A 16,506-nucleotide genomic window follows, 5' to 3' on the forward strand; every position below is an offset into this window, starting at 1 on the left:
CGTTGCAGTGCTAAATTCGCTTGAAAATGAGCGATGTGTTGATGCCGCCAAACGAAAAGTTGTTCGACATGAAATACTCCGTATCAATTTCACGGCCTGAACCAGTGATGTAATCAAGCGGAGCGCATTCCGGATCGACATTTTTCAAATTCAAGTTAGGGCTAAACCAACAGCGGTTCATCATATTGATTCCAAGCCAAGCTTCAATAGCTCCGCATGCACCAAGCGTATGGCCGATGTAACTTTTGAGGCTAGATATGGCAACCGCACGTTGTTTAAACGCGTTAAACGTTGCCCAACTTTCTGCGATATCGCCATAATGTGTTGCGGTTCCGTGACCATTCACATAGCCAATCGCATCAGGCGAAATTTGTGCATCACCAAGAGCGAGTTCAAGAGATTTTTGCATGGTCTCTTTCTTGGGCTGCGTGATGTGTTCGCCATCGGTATTATGACCAAAGCCAACGAGTTCTGCATAAATGTGCGCGCCACGAACTTTCGCATGCTCGTATTCTTCGAGCACAAGTGTTCCCGCACCCTCGCCGATAACAAGGCCGTCTCGGTCGCGGTCGTATGGAGCTGGCGTAATTTCAGGAGTATCGTTCTTAACGCTTGTTGCAAAAAGCGAATCGAATACAGCGGTTTCTGTTGCTGCCAATTCTTCGGCACCGCCTGCAATCATCACATCTTGCATGCCGTATTTAATAGCTTCGTAAGCATAACCAATCGAAAGGCTTCCACTTGTGCATGCGGTGTTCGTTGTGATGAGTCGGCCTGTCAAGCCAAAGAACAAACTCACATTGACCGCCGTCGTTTGCGGCATTGATTGCACATACGTTGTTACAGAAACGTTCGAGCAATTATAAGGCGGATTTTGCATGGAAACAAAATCGAGAAGCGGACGTACGCTACCCATAGAAGAACCATACGCGACACCAACTCGCCCCGACTTCAGGAGTTCTTTTTCACCCGCAAGCCCAGCCATTTGCATTGCCTTGTCCGCAGATGTTATCGCGAGCAAACCCACACGCCCAGCGCAACGGATTTTTTTGCGCGGATACTCCGGCAAATTATAGAGAATCGGGCCTGCCAAACGCGTATTCATTTGTGCGTACTTGTCCCAATCATTCAAGCGGACAATTCGATTTTTCAGAGTCTTGAGTTGCGTAAAAATTTCATCCAGCTCCATCCCTAAAGATGAAACGCAACTGCCTCCGGTAACAACAACTCTGCGACTCACGCCAATCCTCCATTCACAGAGATAACCTGGCGAGTGATGTAAGCGGCTCCTTCGGAAAGCAAGAATACAACCGTCGCGGCGACTTCTTCGGGCTTGCCAACGCGTTTCATGGGAATGGTCGGAAGAATCATGTCGAGCGGAGCATCCTTAATCATTTCGGTTTCAATCACACCAGGAGCCACGCTATTTACGGTGATGTTGCGGCTTGCAAGTTCCGTGGCAAGCGCTTTTGTAGCGCCTATGAGCCCCGCTTTGGAAGCGCTATAGTTGACTTGTCCGCGGTTCCCGATTACGCCAGAAACAGAAGAAATCGTGATAATGCGGCCTTTGCGTTTGCGGCACATCGGGAGGACTAGCGGATGAACGACATTGTAAAATCCGTTTAAATTCGTATTTAAAACCTTATCCCAAAATTCATCAGTCATGGCAGGGAAAGCGGCATCGGCGCAAACTCCAGCATTAGTGACAACGCCGTAGTACACGCCATTTTCGGCAATGTCTTTTTCGAGAATTTCACGACATTGCTCGCGATCGCAAATATTGAATTGGAGTGTACGAATGTTTCCGCCATTGGCACGGATGCGTTCGGCGAGAGCATCAATCGAAGCGGAGTTCTTATTGTAATGAGCAACAACCGTGTAGCCTTCTTTAGCAACAGCCTCGGCAATAGCAAGCCCAATGCCGCCACTTGCCCCCGTAATCAAAACAGATTTTGCATCTTCCATAATCTAACCTCAAAAAAATTTAAGGGTTGTCCACTTCGATGGTGTTTAGTTTCGCCGTTACAGCAAGAGTTCCATTGACCATTGCACAGCCTTCAAACGTAACCATATTATCAATACGGATGAGTTCATTTACATTTACAACAACAGTTTCACCCACCTTAAAAACAGGAACCTCCGCCTTGAAACTTGATACGCTCATGATAAAACCAACTTTTATTTTTTTACCTCTAGCGCGTTCAAAAATTCCAGACAATGCAGAAACACTTTGTGCCATAAACTCAAAAGCAACCCAAACAGGGACACCGCCGAGATCTTCTTCGTAAAACATATTGTTGCGAGTAATGTCAATTTCGGTCGTGATGGTATGTTTTTTCAAATCATAATCGCGAACACGATCCAGCAAAAACATTTTGCCTTTGTGCGGAACGAGTTCACAGACCGATTCTTTTGTATCAAATACTTCTGTCATACCGCACCATTTTCAACAATTAAGGACACGTTGCAGCCGCCAAAAGCAAAAGAATTGCTCATACAATATTTAAGATTTTGCGCAGTCTCGCCTGCTTTTACCAAATGCAACGGAGGAAAATCCGGATCGACATTGCCATCAAAATGATGCGCAGGGAGAACGCCTTCCTTAAGAGTCATGCAACAGAACGCAAGTTCCAACGCACCAGCGGCACCAAGCGTATGCCCTGTAAGTGCCTTTGTGGAGCTAACCGGGACGTCAACGTTTGCAGCGCCAATATCGGCTGCAAAAATTCGATGAACGGCGCGGCTTTCCATGGCATCATTCAATTCCGTTCCGGTTCCATGCAAATTCACATAACCAATTTGCGCAGCATTAAGGCCAGCATCTTCAAGCGCAGCCTTCATTGCTTGATAAGCGCCTTCCCCATCGGCACGCGGAGCCGTGATATGGTCAGCATCGGCACTTTCGCCAAAGCCAATTACTTTAAGACTTTCGCAATCAACCGCACAAATATCAGCATCTGGGTTGCGCGTTACCACGAAGAATACCGCAGCATCGCCAAGCGTAAGGCCCGAGCGATTTGCGCAAAACGGATTTGTCGGTTTATCACTCATCGCCTCAAGCGATGCAAACCCGAGAATCACCGAAAGCGATGCGATATCGACACCGCCCACAATCGCCACATCACAGTTGCCGGCATAGAGATTATTTCGCGCCGAGACAAAAGCACTAGCGCTAGACGCACAAGCGGTCGAATGTACCGAAAGCATTCCCGTGATTCCAAAACGCTCAGCGATAAACTGAGCTGGGAAATCAGCTCGTTGGAAATCGAGAACATAGCCTTCCGGGAATGCACCTGTTTCCTTAAAGCACTTGAGTGCAGCCATCGATGCTTCGGAACCGTTGTCGCAAGAACCGATAAAAATTCCAACACGGTTTGCCCCGTATTTTTCAACCGCTTTCTGGATAGTCTTTTCAATGCCGACTAAAGCCGCTTGCGACAAGCGATTCACGCGGTTATCAAATTTTTTCTCAAGGACAGGCGCAAGCGTTTCGGGATCAATCGTTGCTGCAGGGCGCTGAACGCCAGCCACATCGTACGTGGTAAAAGTTCCACGTTTGCCATTCTTGAGAGCATCAAGAACTTGAGCTTTATCGCCACCTAAAATGCAATAAAGGCCAAAATCATTGATGTACACAGGTTGATTCATACTTTAATATTAATCATTTCTGCTAAATGGTGAAAGAAGAAAACAACAAGAAATGCCTAATAATACAACAAAACCGAATGTTTTGATAGGCACAAAGGCGCTGCAAGCAAGGCTACCAAAAGAAATAATAGTTGTCATTGCCGAAAGCATAATCGCAAGTGACGTTGTCAAGTTTTGGCGGCAGCCTTCCTTAAAGAACAAGGCATAATCAATCCCGATTCCAAGCGTAAGAATCACACCGACAATCGCAAAGAAATTGAAATCGATTCCAATGTAACCAAAGATTGAAGCAGCAAAAAGGCTTGCCAAGACCGGAGCTCGGATAATCCGAACCGCATCTTTAAATTTATACACAATTATAAGAATAAAGAAAACAACCACATAGGCAAAGCCTACAAGTTTAAGCGAGACTTGCGAAATTTTTGTGAGAGCGTTATTGATATTTTGTTTTTTATTGACGACATGAACGCCCGACAAACCTTCTGCAATTTTTTGAGCATCGAATTTGTCGGATACGTGAAGCGGAAGGACGGCGCTATAATATTTGTCCCCGATATGGCCAATCCAAAGCATTTGGAGAAGAAAACTCAATGATTGTGGAAAATCATTCTTTAAATCAACATCAACAAATCTATCGTTTTTGTCAATCTTTTCGAAATCAATAAAATCATGTGATAAAAGTAAACTTTTAACAAAAATAGAATGGTTCTCCACGCCTATTTCCGTTAAATAATTCCTGACATTAGGTGCAAGCATTTGCGGCAATTCATTATTAATTAAAATCTCTGTCCATCGTTTTTTTATTCCAAAAACCAGCTTTTCTAAATCCAAAATAGAACCAGCTTGAAACCTTCCTGACGGGATGATATTCGATACCGCTAAATACGCTTTTACCAAACCCTCTTTTTCAGCATTTGCAAGGCGTTCTGTAAGTTGTTCTTCATTTTCCAAAACGTCATTTTCACCATTCCCTTCAACAATAAAATAAGACGGTGCAACACCCAAATTATTCAGTTTCGAAGTCAACGCTTCAGATGCTTTAATTTCTTCATTCATCGTGTAAAAATTTCCGATATCCGTATGGACATTAAGCAACTTTAGCCCTGGAAGAAGCGCAATAACAAACATCGCCAAAATCAATCGAACACCCCACTTGGGGAACTTTGAATAAGCATCTAGAAAAACTTTCGGGAATTGAGTCGGAAGATTTGTTGACTCCGATTTTGCGGCGGTCTTAAAGACACTCGCATTTTCAAACACCGCATGAAACAAAAGCGTAATCGTCAAGAACGCACTTAGCAACCCCACAATCGAAAACACAGCCATCTGGCGTAACAGCGAAAATTCGGCAAACGAAAGCGCGATATAGCTGAGTTCTGTCGTCAAGAATCCAAGCAAAAGACCTTTAATAATGCTGGAGCGCACATTCTGCACACCCGCCTTCCAATGGACAAAGAAATGCACCGCGTAATCAATACTCACACCAATGATGCTTGTGCCAAAAACAAGCGTAAAGACATGAATATTCCCGAACACGTACCACGTAAAAGCAAGCGCCGTAAAAATGGCAATCGCAATTGTCGAAAGCGTAGCAACAATCGGAAGCGACGAGCGGAAAACATAAAGCAGCAATAGCAAAATCAGCACAATCGACACGCCCGAAATCCACGCAATTTCAGACATTGCTCGGTCAGAACTTTCGTAGCTATGGAAAGGCACGCCCGATTTTGCCACAATAAGCCCCGGCTTCGCTAATTTCAACGAATCCAACACACGATTCATTTTCGCAATAACATGACCATCAGAAGCCATTGAAGGAACGTTTTCGGAGAGTTTCGCATTCCACATCACGTAAGTCACGCCAGAATCAACCGCATAGAGGACGCTATCGCGAATGCTAAAACGGCTCATCGTCATCGGAGAATATTGTACAAAGTTTTCAAACGCAGCATCACCCAGCAAAAACGGATCTTCATCAAGGCGGTTCAAATTCGCCATAGAAAACGAGCCATAAATTTTCTGTAGCGCTCTATTTTTTAACGCTTCGAAATCGCCTTTCGCAAGAATTTCACGAACATTCCTCCCCTGCAACGTATAACGATGATTAAAGAAAAACTCACGAATTTCGTCCATCGATTTTTCGTTCACGAACAGTCGAGTTTCTTCGAATGATGAATCATCTTTAAACACGCTATCCAGTGCAACCGCCGCAGAGCGCGCCACTTCAAAATTGTCATGCCCTACAAGCACCGTAATATTTCGTACCGTACGCGCACTAAGTGCTTTTTCAGCAGCGCTCACATTCTTCAATTCATCGGAATCCGGCAGAATCGAATACAAGTCGGAATCCATCTTCCACGGAACAGAAATGCCAAGAAACATCAAGATGGCATGAATTACCACCCACAGGATAATTCCCGTTTTTGCATCCAAGTGTTTTCCGTTAAAGAACTTCATAGAGAACTCGTCTTATGGCGCAGAACTCATGCGTTTCGGCGCTGCCTTTCCAACTATTTTGTAATTCAAAAATTCAAGCGTTACAGGAGATTCTTCGGCATCTGTAATAATCACTTTATCAATATTTTTGCAAGCCTCAATTACAACATTTGCAATAACCATGCGTACCATCGTTTCTCGCGGCACAAGCCCCATTCTAAAGCCGCATGATTGCTTTTCATAATACACGTTAAAGTTCTTTTCTAATTGAGCAATTTTTCCTGAAAATAACGCTTGGATATTGCTTGAAAAATCAGCGAACATAGGATTTTCTTTCGTTAAAAGCATTTGCGATTGACCGTTAGAATCGCGTTCAAAGACACCTGCATTATTCAGTGCTAGTTCAGAAAAAATAGGTTTTAGCGTTTTCCAAACAATGCCATTTTTTTTAGAAATCATGAATGTTCCGGTCGAAATAAATTTCCGGTTGCGTTTTTTGATAGATTTAGTTTGCTTGAAATTACCCGATGCAACTTCGTAATTCATGACCTTCGCTAATGATTTTTCCAATTCCGGCTTTGACTTTTTATTCACCGGATGGCTAAAAACATCGGCCATTGCAAAACCACAGCCGCAAAACAAGCACAAAATCAAAACACAAATGTTTCGTTTAAACAACATAATAACAACCTTATTTCTTTGCAGACTCCGATTTGTCGGAAGGCTTTTCAGGAGAATTTTCCTTCGCCAAAAAGGCCTTCACTTTATCGACAAAACAAGGCGGGCATGCCCATAGCGATTCTTTCGTTTTCATATCAACGGCCATTTGCGTGCTTTCTGCTTTTGTGAGCACAACACCAGTTTCTGCATCCATAAACTTGTACGAGAGTTTCATGCAGACTTCGTATTCCATCAGTGTCACTTCGGCACGAATTTTCTGCATAAAAATCATCGGACGGACATATTTAATATGCAAATCAACAACAGGCCAAATGTAACCGCTCCGTCTCATCTCATTGTAATCATAGCCAATCTTGCTAAGCAACGCACACCGAGCAACTTCCATATACTTTACGTAATTGCCATGCCATGCAATCTGCATAGAATCGACATCATAAAATTCGATTTGAAATTCAACACTTTCTTTAATTTTTTTCACAGCCATAAGATTTGAACCATTTATTTTTCGGCACTTTCCCAGAAATTGTAGAAATTATACCATTGGTAAGGATGAGCTTTGCAAAGTTGTTCTAAAATTTCCGTATATTCACGCAATAGTATTTTTAAGCGCTCGGGACGTTCTTTGCGCGAACAATCTAAAGATGTTTTTGCACGAACCACATGCATTTCATAAGGCGAACGAATATTGAAATCGTGCTTGCGAATGCCAAAGACAAAATAAACGGGCGCATTCAAAATGCAAGCCAGTGAAAAAGCACCTTCTGGAAAACTAGCCTTTTCGCCAAGGAACATCGTTTCAATCACGCGGTTTCTTGTATTTGCCGAAGTTCGGTCTCCTGTAATGACGACAAGATTTCCTTCCGCTATTTTTTCTTTCATCCAAATAGCAGAACTAACATCAATGGAATTAGCATCGATCATATTTGCCATCAATTCGGGATTTAATTCTCGAAGGAGCGCGCTAAACTTTTTAGAACCCGAAAAATCTTCAACAGGAAAAACTTGAAAACGTTTTGCGGTATGGAACTCACCATAGCCAGTCAGTGAACGCAAAATTTCCATATTCCCCAAATGCGAGCACAACAAAAAAGCGCCACACCCTTGATTCAGTTGATCCACCAACATTTGCAAATCATCGTTTTGCATTTCAATGTGATTCAGCTTTATCGCACCTTTCCAACCCAGCAATTTTTCCATCATCGAAAGAGCAAAAGAAAGAATATGCTTATATGTTCCAAATACGCCAACATGCACTCCCATTTTGCGCAAATGTTTCAAATAAACCTTAGAGCACGCTCGTACCGGAGCGGCTCCAAGCCAAAAGAAAAAGCAAATAATCGCAGTACAAAATTCAACTAAGAAAAGAGGCAAATGGCACGCCACCCAAAGCATAAAACGAAAATGCCATGGGCTCCCGCCAACTTCTTCAATTTCGGACCAGTGCTCACTCATAAGCAACGCCTCAATTTACGACCTAGAATTAAAGGAAGCCGAAACACCATGCCAATGCAAAGCATCGTATGCGTTATTGAAATCGCAACGTTATCATGGAACATTCTAAAATTTGAAAAACCATCTTTGGGGTAATGCACCTTTACCGGGAAAAAGCGCATTCTCACACCAGCCCACGAAAGTTTTACAATCATTTCAATATCAAAACCCATGCGTTTATTGCACAAGCGCTTCATCACAGGCCATGATGTAGCTAGCGGATACAACCGGAAACCGCACATGGCATCAGGAATCTTGAGCGAAACAGTTTCTATCGCCACCCAGAAATTCGTAATCTTGCGCCCTTGCTCACGAGCTTTCGGCACAGATTCATCGTACTTGGGATAACCGCAAATCAACTCTTCGGGATGCTCTTTGGCTTCGTTGACAAAGAACGGTATCGAATCCATATCATGCTGACCGTCTGCATCGACTTGCAACGCATGCGTAAAACCTGCGGCAACCGCAGCATCCATCCCCGAGCGCATAGCAGCCCCTTTCCCGAGATTACATTTATGCGTTACAAGTTCCACATTCGCAAATTCTTTTGCAATTTCAAAAAGAACGTGATGCCCTTCGGGCGTATTGCCATCATCCACAAGAATCACGGGGATACTCAAAGAAGCCAGCGATTTCACGACATTTCGTGATGTATTTTCGTGGCGATACACAGGCACTATGGCACAAATTTTCACCGCGTCACTCACGATTTTCCCCCTCATTCGCTACATTTGTATTCATTATAAGCAAACCATTTGAATACGCGCTTTTTCCATCAACACTTGTAAATGCAAAATTCACCAGGCCCGCACCGGCGTTGTAGTTTATTTCCACCATCACCGGAACATCCGGCAAAATAGGATTTGTAAAGCGAGTACGATTCATCTTCGAAAGTTCCTTTGGAATTTCCAAAAAATTTCGTGCAAGCCGCAAAACCAAATCCACCTGCACAACGGCAGGCAGCAATTTGAAATTTGGAAAATGTCCATCAAAGTATTCGCTTGTCGCAGGGAATAAAAGCTTTGCCGTCAACATGCCTGGTTCTCTGCGGAATTTTAAAATTTTGAAGTTCGGGCTTTCCGCAAGGCTAAACAACGCTTGAATATCGCGCATGCGAATCTTGCCTTCGGTATTCTGCGGAAGTTCCTCAAGATAACGCCATTTTTTAGGCGAGACTGTATTTTCAATAAATTTCAACAAATAATCATGAAAGAAATTATTGATGGCAAGTTTTGTCGAACCTGCAAACTTTTCACGGCCAGCACCATTTAACACAATCGCAGCCGCTAAATATTGGCGTTTGCCCACCATTGGAACCACGCGGACATCTTGCACCAAGCCCGTCTGCTTCAAGCGCATTTCCACTTCTGGGAGCGAAATGCGTTTTTCTTCAATTTTCACAATCGAATCCGAACGCCCCTTGAGCAAAAAACGACCATCATCATAAAGTTCCACCAAATCGCCTGTTGTAAAGCCTTCCGCTTCGAGAATGTAACTTGACTTGATGTTCAAACAACCGTTTTCAGCAAGGCTCATCTTGCAGACTTCAAACGGAGTCCATACGGGGCCATTCTTGGATTGCCTATACGCAATGCCGCCTGTTTCGGTACTGCCATAAATTTCCATCGGCCAATAGCTCGTAAGTTCACATGCCTTGCGCGCCACCTCTTCGGGAAGCGGACCACCGGATGAATAAATAATTGGCGGACACTTAAATTCAATCGCTTTATCCGCTTCTGCAGATAAACGCTTTAGGAACGCAGGACTTGATGCAATGACAGCGGCTTCGCCTGCAACATTCGCAAGCTCAGAAGGAAAATCAATACGATGCCTACGGAACGGGAGTCCAGCTGCAATCGGTAGCAACGCAGTAAACAACAAACCGTAAATATGATGATGATTGACCGTACTATAAACTTTGCGGTTCAACCAATCATTTCCAAAGACTTTCACAAGTTCAAAAAGTTCATTTTCAAATTGCAAAAATTGCTTGTACACAGCTTTCGGTTCACCCGTTGTGCCAGATGTGTACATTACCATTTCGGCTTTGGACTTATCGAATTTGCCGAACTTGAGCGGGGTACATTTACCTTCCGCGCATTTTCCCGCATCATCAACCGCCACGCATTCCCCACTTGCGTTATCAACAGCCGCGCACTCCACAGCGCATTCCTCGTTCACTGAACCGCTAAGCACGTTCTGGATCATCGTCGCAGAAACATCACCAGCAAACGGTTCATCCGTCAAGAATCCGTATTCCGGTTTCTTGATTTCCTTGATAAAAGCTTCTTGGCGGTTCGCCGTTATAAGCGCTTTGCGCCCACTCTGAAGCATCGCTAAAAGAGCTACCGTAAAGTAATACGAATCCTCGCAATGCAAAATCCACGGCGTATTTTCACGCGCTTCCAAGAAATAACGTACCTTAGAAACATCACTTACAAAATCGCCCCAAGTCTTATTTCCGGCAGCAATCCCACCTGCGTTCGCAGCATTTCCGACTGCATTCGCGGTATTCCCACCTGCGTTCGCAGCATCCACACCAGAGTCAAAACTTACAAGCACCCCGTTCGGGCGTGAATCTAGATCTAAATCACATACCGGAATATACGATTGCATTTTGCTCTGCATTTTTTTTCGAACCCCTAATTCCACAACAAAAAATAAACCAATTAAAATGTAAGAAATAAGTCCATTGTATAGCGACCAAATTTTATCGGAGCCTACAAAAACTGTCAGTGCGGCAATAGAGCCATTCACAACAAAAAAAACACACCAAGCGATCGTCACTTTTTGGCAATAACGTTCTACGGCATTAAACGAAGGCGAGGTTTCAAGCGATTTGTCATGAAGGCAAGCCATTCGGAATGCAAAACTAGGTGGCCTCCACAGCGTAAATCCAAAGAACGAGAGAAAACTCAAGTTCACAAGCACTGGATAAAACTTGACGAATAAAATGTTATCAGCCAAAAACGCTACAAGCGCACACACGAGAATCAGCACGACAAAGATGCCTGTCCGTCCTCGCTCCACTTGCGATTTGCTTCGCGTAAAATTCAAAAAATGGTAAAAAGCAAGCGCCAAAAGCATCAAACTCAAGCGCCTTGGAGAAAGCCCCCAATACCTATATCCGCAATAGACTATTACCGGATACAAAACCGAAACCGCGGTAAAGAAAATCTTCCCCGCCATAGGTTTCATTACTTAGATTCCGAATTTAGAACAAGATTATATATTCCATCAACCACATTTTGAAGAGTACGCATTTTCTTAAACGACTCCGGGTCAATGTTTCTCGGCAAAAACGACTTCAATTTCACAATCAAATCTACAGCATCAATGCTGTCAAGTTCCAGATCTTCATAAAGCTTGGCATCGGGAACAATTCGCCCCTCTTCCAAGTCGAAATCTTCGATAAGGGCAGCCTTAATCTTTTCAAAAATTTCTTTTTTTTCCATGGATTAGCCCTTGGAATTTGCAGAAATGTAATCTGCCAGCGCATTCACCGAAGCAAAATGCTTCTTGGTTTCTTCCTTCACTGTCGAAAATGTCACGCCAAAATTTTCCTTAATGGCAATACCCAATTCCAAAGCATCAATTGAATCAAGGCCAAGACCTTCTCCAGCAGCATTTTTTCCAAAAATCGGGGCGGAATCCACAATATCAGCAGGTGTAATATCTTCCAGCTCCAGAGATTCGATAATGACTTCCTTAATGCGGGTATTCAAATCGGACATATTTTTCGCAGCCTTAATCAAAATTTGTTCGTTCTTTTCAAGTAATATAGAAAAATAAACTTATATTATTACTACAACATTAAGAATTTTGTCATTCAAGATTTCGCGACAGAAACAACATGTTCGATTTTTATAAAAACGATTCCATCGATGCCGTAAGCGCCAAGTTCGAAGCGCAAAAAATCGCTTTTGCACCGTTAAGCTTCCAAGCGGCACGAGCTCTCAGAAACATGGGCATTTTGGACGAAATCAGCAACGCCCGTAAAAAAGGCATCACGATTTCGGAACTATCGCAAAAGCTAAACATTTCGCATTACGGTGTAAGCGTTCTCGTTGAGATGGGACTTGGCATGGGAGCCCTCAAAATCCACAAAGATTCTGACGAAGAGGATCTGCGGCTCACTCTCGGGAAAATCGGATTTTTCCTCATGAAAGATGAAATGACACAAGTGAACATGGATTTTTCCGAAGACATTTGCTACCGAGGGGCCGAAAATCTCGAAGAATCCATTCGCACTGGTAAACCCGCTGGGCTCCCCCACCTGGGCCCCTGGAAAACCGTTTACGAAGGACTTTCTGAGCTTACTGAACAGCAGAAAAAAAGTTGGTTTGGCTTTGACCATTTTTACTCGGACTTGGCTTTCCCCGAAGCACTCCCCATTGTTTTCGAAACTCTCGCCGAAAGGAAATCTCCACACCTTTTTGACATCGGTGGAAACACTGCCAAATGGGCCATCGCTTGTTGTAAATACAATGCAAATGTCAATGTTTCCATCATCGATTTGCCAGGGCAAACAGCAGTTGCCGAGAAAAACGCCGCAGACGCAGGCTTTGCAAATCGCATCGACACAATCGCATGCAACGTCTTGGACGACACGACAAAATTCCCTATAGGCGCAGACGCCATCTGGATGAGCCAATTCCTGGATTGTTTTTCGCTCAAGCAAGTCACAAAAATCTTAACGAAAATCCATAGCGCAGCAACATCGGAAACAGACATTTACGTACTAGAACCGCTTTGGGACAAGCAACGCTTTGAAGCGGGCGCTTACTCGTTACAGGCGACCTCGCTTTACTTCACCTGCATCGCAAACGGCAACAGCAAAATGTACCGCTACGCAGAGCTCAAACGCGCCATCGAAACCGCCGGATTCGAACTAAAAGAAGCTCACCACAATGTAGGGCCAAACTCCTATTCACTACTCCGTTTCCGAAAAAAATAAAATGGCTCGTCAAGTTTTTATCGAAAGAATATCAAGCTTTATCCCGACCGAAGCGCACCCCAAGCCGGATGTGTCCTTTGTCCCGATGCTTACGCGCCGCCGCTTGAGTTACATTTCGCGCATGGTCGTTCTCGTGAGCGATCAGGTTTCTCACGATGCCAAAGGCAACAAGTTTGCACCTTGCAAGGTTACATTTGCATCTCAATTTGGCGAAATAAACCAACAGTTAAAAATTTCGCAAACGCTCCTTGAAACGGGAATGGTTTCGCCCGCACATTTTAGCCTTTCGGTCTTTAACGCCTCTGTCGCAAACGCATCGATTCTCGAAACCAACACCGCCGGATATTCAGCCATTTTTTCCGGGAAAGATGCATTCACCACAGGACTCACGGATTGCCTTGCCGCACTCGAAGTTGAAAATGCAGACTCGCGCACATTTATTTTTGCCGATGAACTTATCCCCGAAGTTTACGCTCCCGTGGCGGGGGTTCCGTACCCCAATGTCGTTTGCGCCATGGCATTAAGGCTCACCACCGACGAATCGAAAGCGGACCCAACACTGAAAAACGTCAACGTTTTAAGCCAACTTTCATACCTTAAAATGTTACACAACAACTTCGATACCGCCGCAGAACAAGCACTAGCTTTCCTCTGCGCCATCGATATGCAACGGGCGTAAAAACTCATGGCAAAATTCCGCTACGTCAAAAGAGTTATCGCGAAACTTTTTTGTTTTGCTTTTTTCGGTTTCAGTAGCTTGATTCTTGCATTTGTGTTGTTCCCCATAATGCATTGCCTTTCTGGATTTTCAGAACAGAAATTCAAAAAAATAGCCCGCAAATTCAACCACCTGTATTTTAAAATTTTCGTCAAAATTTCAATCATTTTGGGCGCAGTCCGTGTCACTGTACAAAATAAAGAAGCGCTCGAAAACCTCCAATCCAAAGTCGTCATTGCAAATCATCCATCTCTTTTCGATGTGGTTATTCTCTTTTCGCTTATCCCGAACGCCGATTGCATTGTAAAAGGTGAGCTTATACAGAATAGATTCATTTCCATTATTATAAAAAATCTCTATATTCCAAACAACATTCCTTTTGACGAGCAATTGGAACGCGCTAAGAAATCCATGGACGAAGGCAACAACCTTATTATATTCCCCGAAGGGACACGTTCTAAACCCGGTGAGCCGTGGGAGTTCAAGAAAGGCGCTGCACGGTTTGCCCTTTATTCAAAAAAAGATGTTATTCCAATTTTTTTTGGCGGTAACGAAAAAATTGGGCTCCGAAAACACGATAAATTATTGCAATTTCACCCAACAGAACGATATTTATACAAATTGAAAGTTCTTGCGCCAATTTCTACAAAAGAATATGCGGACATGCCCATGACCAAGAGTGCCACCAAACTTACGCATAAAATGAAAGAAATTCTCGAAAAAGAATTGCCTAATTAAGCACTTTTGTCATCAAAATTTGCATATTAGCGCAAAAAAATACCCTTTTATCAACAAATATTTAAATTCGTGACAAAAATTACTTTTCTTTTTACTTTCTATTTACTAGATTATGTCTAAATAAAGACTCATTTTTACTGAAAATTTGCCTTTTCATTACATTTTATGACAAATGGGAATTTTCAGCAAAATGAACAAACAAGAAGGACATGAGTATGAATTGCTTCAAGACTTTTTTTGTAGCGGCGCTTGCATTTGCAGCCTCTATTTACGCAGCAGAACGTGTTTATTTGGCACCGTTCAGCATGGTTGGCTTAAATGAGGATTTTGGCATCGCCGCCGAAAAACTCATGAATGCTTATATCGACGACAACGGGCGCTATGTTTTAGTCAACTACACCGAAGAAGATTCCGTGAAAGCCGGTGACCGCGAAACAGCCAACAAGATTGCAAAGGATAAAAATTGCACCAAGTTCATCTTGGCTGAATTTACTCGCCTTGGCGAAAACGTCATCACAGCCTTCAAGCTTTACGATGTCAATAACGAAACCCCAGTTTGGAGCGACCGCCTCAAGGCAAAGAACCCCGATGATTTCGACCCGATTATTCAGCGTGTTGCAAAAAACATCGGTACAAACAAAAAAGCAACAAACGATAATGATATCTACACTGTCACCGAACAAGAAACAAAGAACCCGAAGAAAAAAGGCGTAACCTCTTACTGGGGTGGCAAGATCGTGGGATCTCTCCCGCTCAATCCGTCCGAAGCCAAGATGGATGCCGGCCTTGGTGCATTTGTCTTGTACGATGCAAAGGACCTCATCTTTGGTTTTGACTGGACGATGAGCAACTTGGGCGATAACGATGATAGACCCACTCTTATCGACTTGACTCTGTCTGTATTCTATGCCTTCACGACAACGAACATTTCTCCGTTTGCTGGTGGTGGTCTCTCTTATAGTATGCGCTATACTCATTCTTATCGTTATAGTAGCTACAACAATAACTATTACGATGATGATGATGAACACGAAACCAACGGTCTCTCTTTGCAGCTCGGTGGTGGTTTGTTATTCAACCGTGCAAGCCGCGTCATGTTCATCGCTCAAGTCAACTACTTTATCGACTTCTTTGAAACTCCGTTCTACGAAATCAATGAAACAAAGAGCGGTAAAGAACTCGTAGAATCGAAACACCATATGAACGGCTTCAAGTTTGGCCTGGGCCTCGCTATCGGTTTCTAATTTAATATTGATTCTTTATATGAAGACCAAGGTATTGTCGATTCTGTTGCTAGCATCGCTGTCTTTCAGCCTGACAGGATGCTTTGCTGGGCGAACAAGCATTGTTGCTAGTCAATACGCTTCAACGCCCTATGATATTTATTTCAATGGCAATTTACTCTGCAAAATGAGCGACGATTACGATTGCTCAATTGCGACTCGTGGTATCAGCAATAGTGGCATTCTTGAAGCCTACTTAGATGGTCAAAGAGTCGGCGTTGTAGCAATCCATCGTAGTATTTCTCTCGCTTCGATTTTGTGGATGCCACTTACCTATGGTCTCTCTATATTCGTATATAAAGCCTACCCAGATGAAATCGAGATTCCTATAGATAACTATGTGATGAGGTCGAATTACAACAGCGATACCGGCAAACCCAAAAGTGTTTGGGATCGTCCGTACGATTCATCCAAAAAGAAAACTGAAAAATCTCTAGGATCAGTACCGGCAGATACCGATGAACCCAGAGCGGTCCGCGGTGAAGATGCAGATTATAGCGAAAGCACAGCGCCGGCTCCAAAGACTAGCGTTTGGGATTAACGATTGGTATCGA

17 protein-coding genes are annotated in these 16,506 nt (G+C 43.5%); 5 read left to right on the forward strand and 12 right to left on the reverse strand.

Translation table 11 applies throughout. The annotated features are described in order from the left end of the window. Positions 1 to 10 precede the first annotated feature (10 nt). The 12 genes from HUF13_RS05005 to HUF13_RS05060 all read right to left on the reverse strand — a co-directional run bounded on the left by HUF13_RS05005 (position 11) and on the right by HUF13_RS05060 (position 12,008). The gene (locus HUF13_RS05005) at positions 11 to 1,240 is read right to left on the reverse strand and encodes a beta-ketoacyl-ACP synthase (protein WP_173474103.1); all 1,230 of its coding nucleotides are present in this window, start codon (positions 1,238 to 1,240) and stop codon (positions 11 to 13) included. Continuing rightward, on the reverse strand, positions 1,237 to 1,965 hold the full coding sequence (gene fabG / locus HUF13_RS05010; RefSeq protein ID WP_173474104.1) for a 3-oxoacyl-ACP reductase FabG: 729 nt from the start codon (positions 1,963 to 1,965) through the stop codon (positions 1,237 to 1,239). Before fabG ends, HUF13_RS05005 begins: the two co-directional genes overlap by 4 nt. Positions 1,966 to 1,984: 19 nt before the next feature. Continuing rightward, on the reverse strand, positions 1,985 to 2,434 hold the full coding sequence (locus tag HUF13_RS05015; protein ID WP_173474105.1) for a thioester dehydrase: 450 nt from the start codon (positions 2,432 to 2,434) through the stop codon (positions 1,985 to 1,987). After that, positions 2,431 to 3,648, reverse strand: coding sequence for a beta-ketoacyl synthase N-terminal-like domain-containing protein (locus HUF13_RS05020; RefSeq protein WP_173474106.1), 1,218 nt, complete (start codon positions 3,646 to 3,648; stop codon positions 2,431 to 2,433). Before HUF13_RS05020 ends, HUF13_RS05015 begins: the two co-directional genes overlap by 4 nt. A 9-nt stretch (positions 3,649 to 3,657) precedes the next feature. Further along, the gene (locus HUF13_RS05025) at positions 3,658 to 6,105 is read right to left on the reverse strand and encodes an MMPL family transporter (RefSeq protein WP_173474107.1); all 2,448 of its coding nucleotides are present in this window, start codon (positions 6,103 to 6,105) and stop codon (positions 3,658 to 3,660) included. Positions 6,106 to 6,117: 12 nt separating this feature from the next. Next, positions 6,118 to 6,702: an outer membrane lipoprotein carrier protein LolA gene (locus tag HUF13_RS05030; RefSeq protein ID WP_304038830.1), complete on the reverse strand. Its 585-nt coding sequence runs from the start codon at positions 6,700 to 6,702 to the stop codon at positions 6,118 to 6,120. A gap of 73 nt (positions 6,703 to 6,775) precedes the next feature. Continuing rightward, positions 6,776 to 7,249 carry a thioesterase family protein gene (locus HUF13_RS05035; RefSeq protein ID WP_173474108.1) on the reverse strand — a complete coding sequence of 158 codons (474 nt, stop codon included), beginning with the start codon at positions 7,247 to 7,249 and terminating at the stop codon, positions 6,776 to 6,778. Between the two features lie 14 nt (positions 7,250 to 7,263). Then, entirely contained in the window at positions 7,264 to 8,217 is a 954-nt protein-coding gene (locus HUF13_RS05040; RefSeq protein WP_173474109.1) for a lipid A biosynthesis acyltransferase, read from the reverse strand. Continuing rightward, on the reverse strand, positions 8,214 to 8,963 hold the full coding sequence (locus HUF13_RS05045; RefSeq protein ID WP_304038832.1) for a glycosyltransferase family 2 protein: 750 nt from the start codon (positions 8,961 to 8,963) through the stop codon (positions 8,214 to 8,216). Before HUF13_RS05045 ends, HUF13_RS05040 begins: the two co-directional genes overlap by 4 nt. Further along, positions 8,956 to 11,445 carry an AMP-binding protein gene (locus HUF13_RS05050; RefSeq protein ID WP_304038834.1) on the reverse strand — a complete coding sequence of 830 codons (2,490 nt, stop codon included), beginning with the start codon at positions 11,443 to 11,445 and terminating at the stop codon, positions 8,956 to 8,958. Before HUF13_RS05050 ends, HUF13_RS05045 begins: the two co-directional genes overlap by 8 nt. 8 nt (positions 11,446 to 11,453) lie before the next feature. Then, the gene (locus HUF13_RS05055) at positions 11,454 to 11,711 is read right to left on the reverse strand and encodes an acyl carrier protein (RefSeq protein WP_173474112.1); all 258 of its coding nucleotides are present in this window, start codon (positions 11,709 to 11,711) and stop codon (positions 11,454 to 11,456) included. A 3-nt stretch (positions 11,712 to 11,714) separates the two neighbouring features. Next, entirely contained in the window at positions 11,715 to 12,008 is a 294-nt protein-coding gene (locus HUF13_RS05060) for a phosphopantetheine-binding protein (RefSeq protein WP_369697076.1), read from the reverse strand. Between the two features lie 101 nt (positions 12,009 to 12,109). Here HUF13_RS05060 and HUF13_RS05065 point away from each other — a divergent pair, with 101 nt between their 5' ends. The 5 genes from HUF13_RS05065 to HUF13_RS05085 all read left to right on the forward strand — a co-directional run bounded on the left by HUF13_RS05065 (position 12,110) and on the right by HUF13_RS05085 (position 16,493). Continuing rightward, the gene (locus HUF13_RS05065; RefSeq protein WP_173474114.1) at positions 12,110 to 13,213 is read left to right on the forward strand and encodes a methyltransferase; all 1,104 of its coding nucleotides are present in this window, start codon (positions 12,110 to 12,112) and stop codon (positions 13,211 to 13,213) included. Position 13,214: 1 nt separating this feature from the next. Beyond that, a complete protein-coding gene (locus HUF13_RS05070) occupies positions 13,215 to 13,892 on the forward strand; it encodes a beta-ketoacyl synthase chain length factor (protein ID WP_173474115.1) in 678 nt (225 codons plus the stop codon). Between the two features lie 108 nt (positions 13,893 to 14,000). After that, positions 14,001 to 14,669: a 1-acyl-sn-glycerol-3-phosphate acyltransferase gene (locus HUF13_RS05075; protein ID WP_304038844.1), complete on the forward strand. Its 669-nt coding sequence runs from the start codon at positions 14,001 to 14,003 to the stop codon at positions 14,667 to 14,669. 215 nt (positions 14,670 to 14,884) lie between these two features. Beyond that, entirely contained in the window at positions 14,885 to 15,913 is a 1,029-nt protein-coding gene (locus HUF13_RS05080) for a hypothetical protein (RefSeq protein WP_173474117.1), read from the forward strand. Positions 15,914 to 15,932: 19 nt separating this feature from the next. After that, the gene (locus tag HUF13_RS05085) at positions 15,933 to 16,493 is read left to right on the forward strand and encodes a hypothetical protein (RefSeq protein ID WP_173474118.1); all 561 of its coding nucleotides are present in this window, start codon (positions 15,933 to 15,935) and stop codon (positions 16,491 to 16,493) included. The last annotated feature ends 13 nt before the right edge of the window (positions 16,494 to 16,506 follow it).

This window comes from Fibrobacter succinogenes (assembly GCF_902779965.1).
GTDB classification, from domain to species: domain Bacteria; phylum Fibrobacterota; class Fibrobacteria; order Fibrobacterales; family Fibrobacteraceae; genus Fibrobacter; species Fibrobacter succinogenes_F.

What these genes read in the sequence shown, in the direction of transcription:
- HUF13_RS05085 (WP_173474118.1), top strand. Translation starts at nt 15,933, where the DNA reads ATGAAGACCAAGGTATTGTCGATTCTGTTGCTAGCATCGCTGTCTTTC.
- HUF13_RS05035 (WP_173474108.1), bottom strand. Translation starts at nt 7,249, where the DNA reads ATGGCTGTGAAAAAAATTAAAGAAAGTGTTGAATTTCAAATCGAATTT.
- HUF13_RS05020 (WP_173474106.1), bottom strand. Translation starts at nt 3,648, where the DNA reads ATGAATCAACCTGTGTACATCAATGATTTTGGCCTTTATTGCATTTTA.
- HUF13_RS05030 (WP_304038830.1), bottom strand. Translation starts at nt 6,702, where the DNA reads ATGGCCGATGTTTTTAGCCATCCGGTGAATAAAAAGTCAAAGCCGGAA.
- HUF13_RS05015 (WP_173474105.1), bottom strand. Translation starts at nt 2,434, where the DNA reads ATGACAGAAGTATTTGATACAAAAGAATCGGTCTGTGAACTCGTTCCG.
- HUF13_RS05075 (WP_304038844.1), top strand. Translation starts at nt 14,001, where the DNA reads ATGCATTGCCTTTCTGGATTTTCAGAACAGAAATTCAAAAAAATAGCC.
- HUF13_RS05050 (WP_304038834.1), bottom strand. Translation starts at nt 11,445, where the DNA reads ATGGCGGGGAAGATTTTCTTTACCGCGGTTTCGGTTTTGTATCCGGTA.
- HUF13_RS05080 (WP_173474117.1), top strand. Translation starts at nt 14,885, where the DNA reads ATGAATTGCTTCAAGACTTTTTTTGTAGCGGCGCTTGCATTTGCAGCC.
- HUF13_RS05025 (WP_173474107.1), bottom strand. Translation starts at nt 6,105, where the DNA reads ATGAAGTTCTTTAACGGAAAACACTTGGATGCAAAAACGGGAATTATC.
- HUF13_RS05055 (WP_173474112.1), bottom strand. Translation starts at nt 11,711, where the DNA reads ATGGAAAAAAAAGAAATTTTTGAAAAGATTAAGGCTGCCCTTATCGAA.
- fabG (WP_173474104.1), bottom strand. Translation starts at nt 1,965, where the DNA reads ATGGAAGATGCAAAATCTGTTTTGATTACGGGGGCAAGTGGCGGCATT.
- HUF13_RS05065 (WP_173474114.1), top strand. Translation starts at nt 12,110, where the DNA reads ATGTTCGATTTTTATAAAAACGATTCCATCGATGCCGTAAGCGCCAAG.
- HUF13_RS05040 (WP_173474109.1), bottom strand. Translation starts at nt 8,217, where the DNA reads ATGAGTGAGCACTGGTCCGAAATTGAAGAAGTTGGCGGGAGCCCATGG.
- HUF13_RS05070 (WP_173474115.1), top strand. Translation starts at nt 13,215, where the DNA reads ATGGCTCGTCAAGTTTTTATCGAAAGAATATCAAGCTTTATCCCGACC.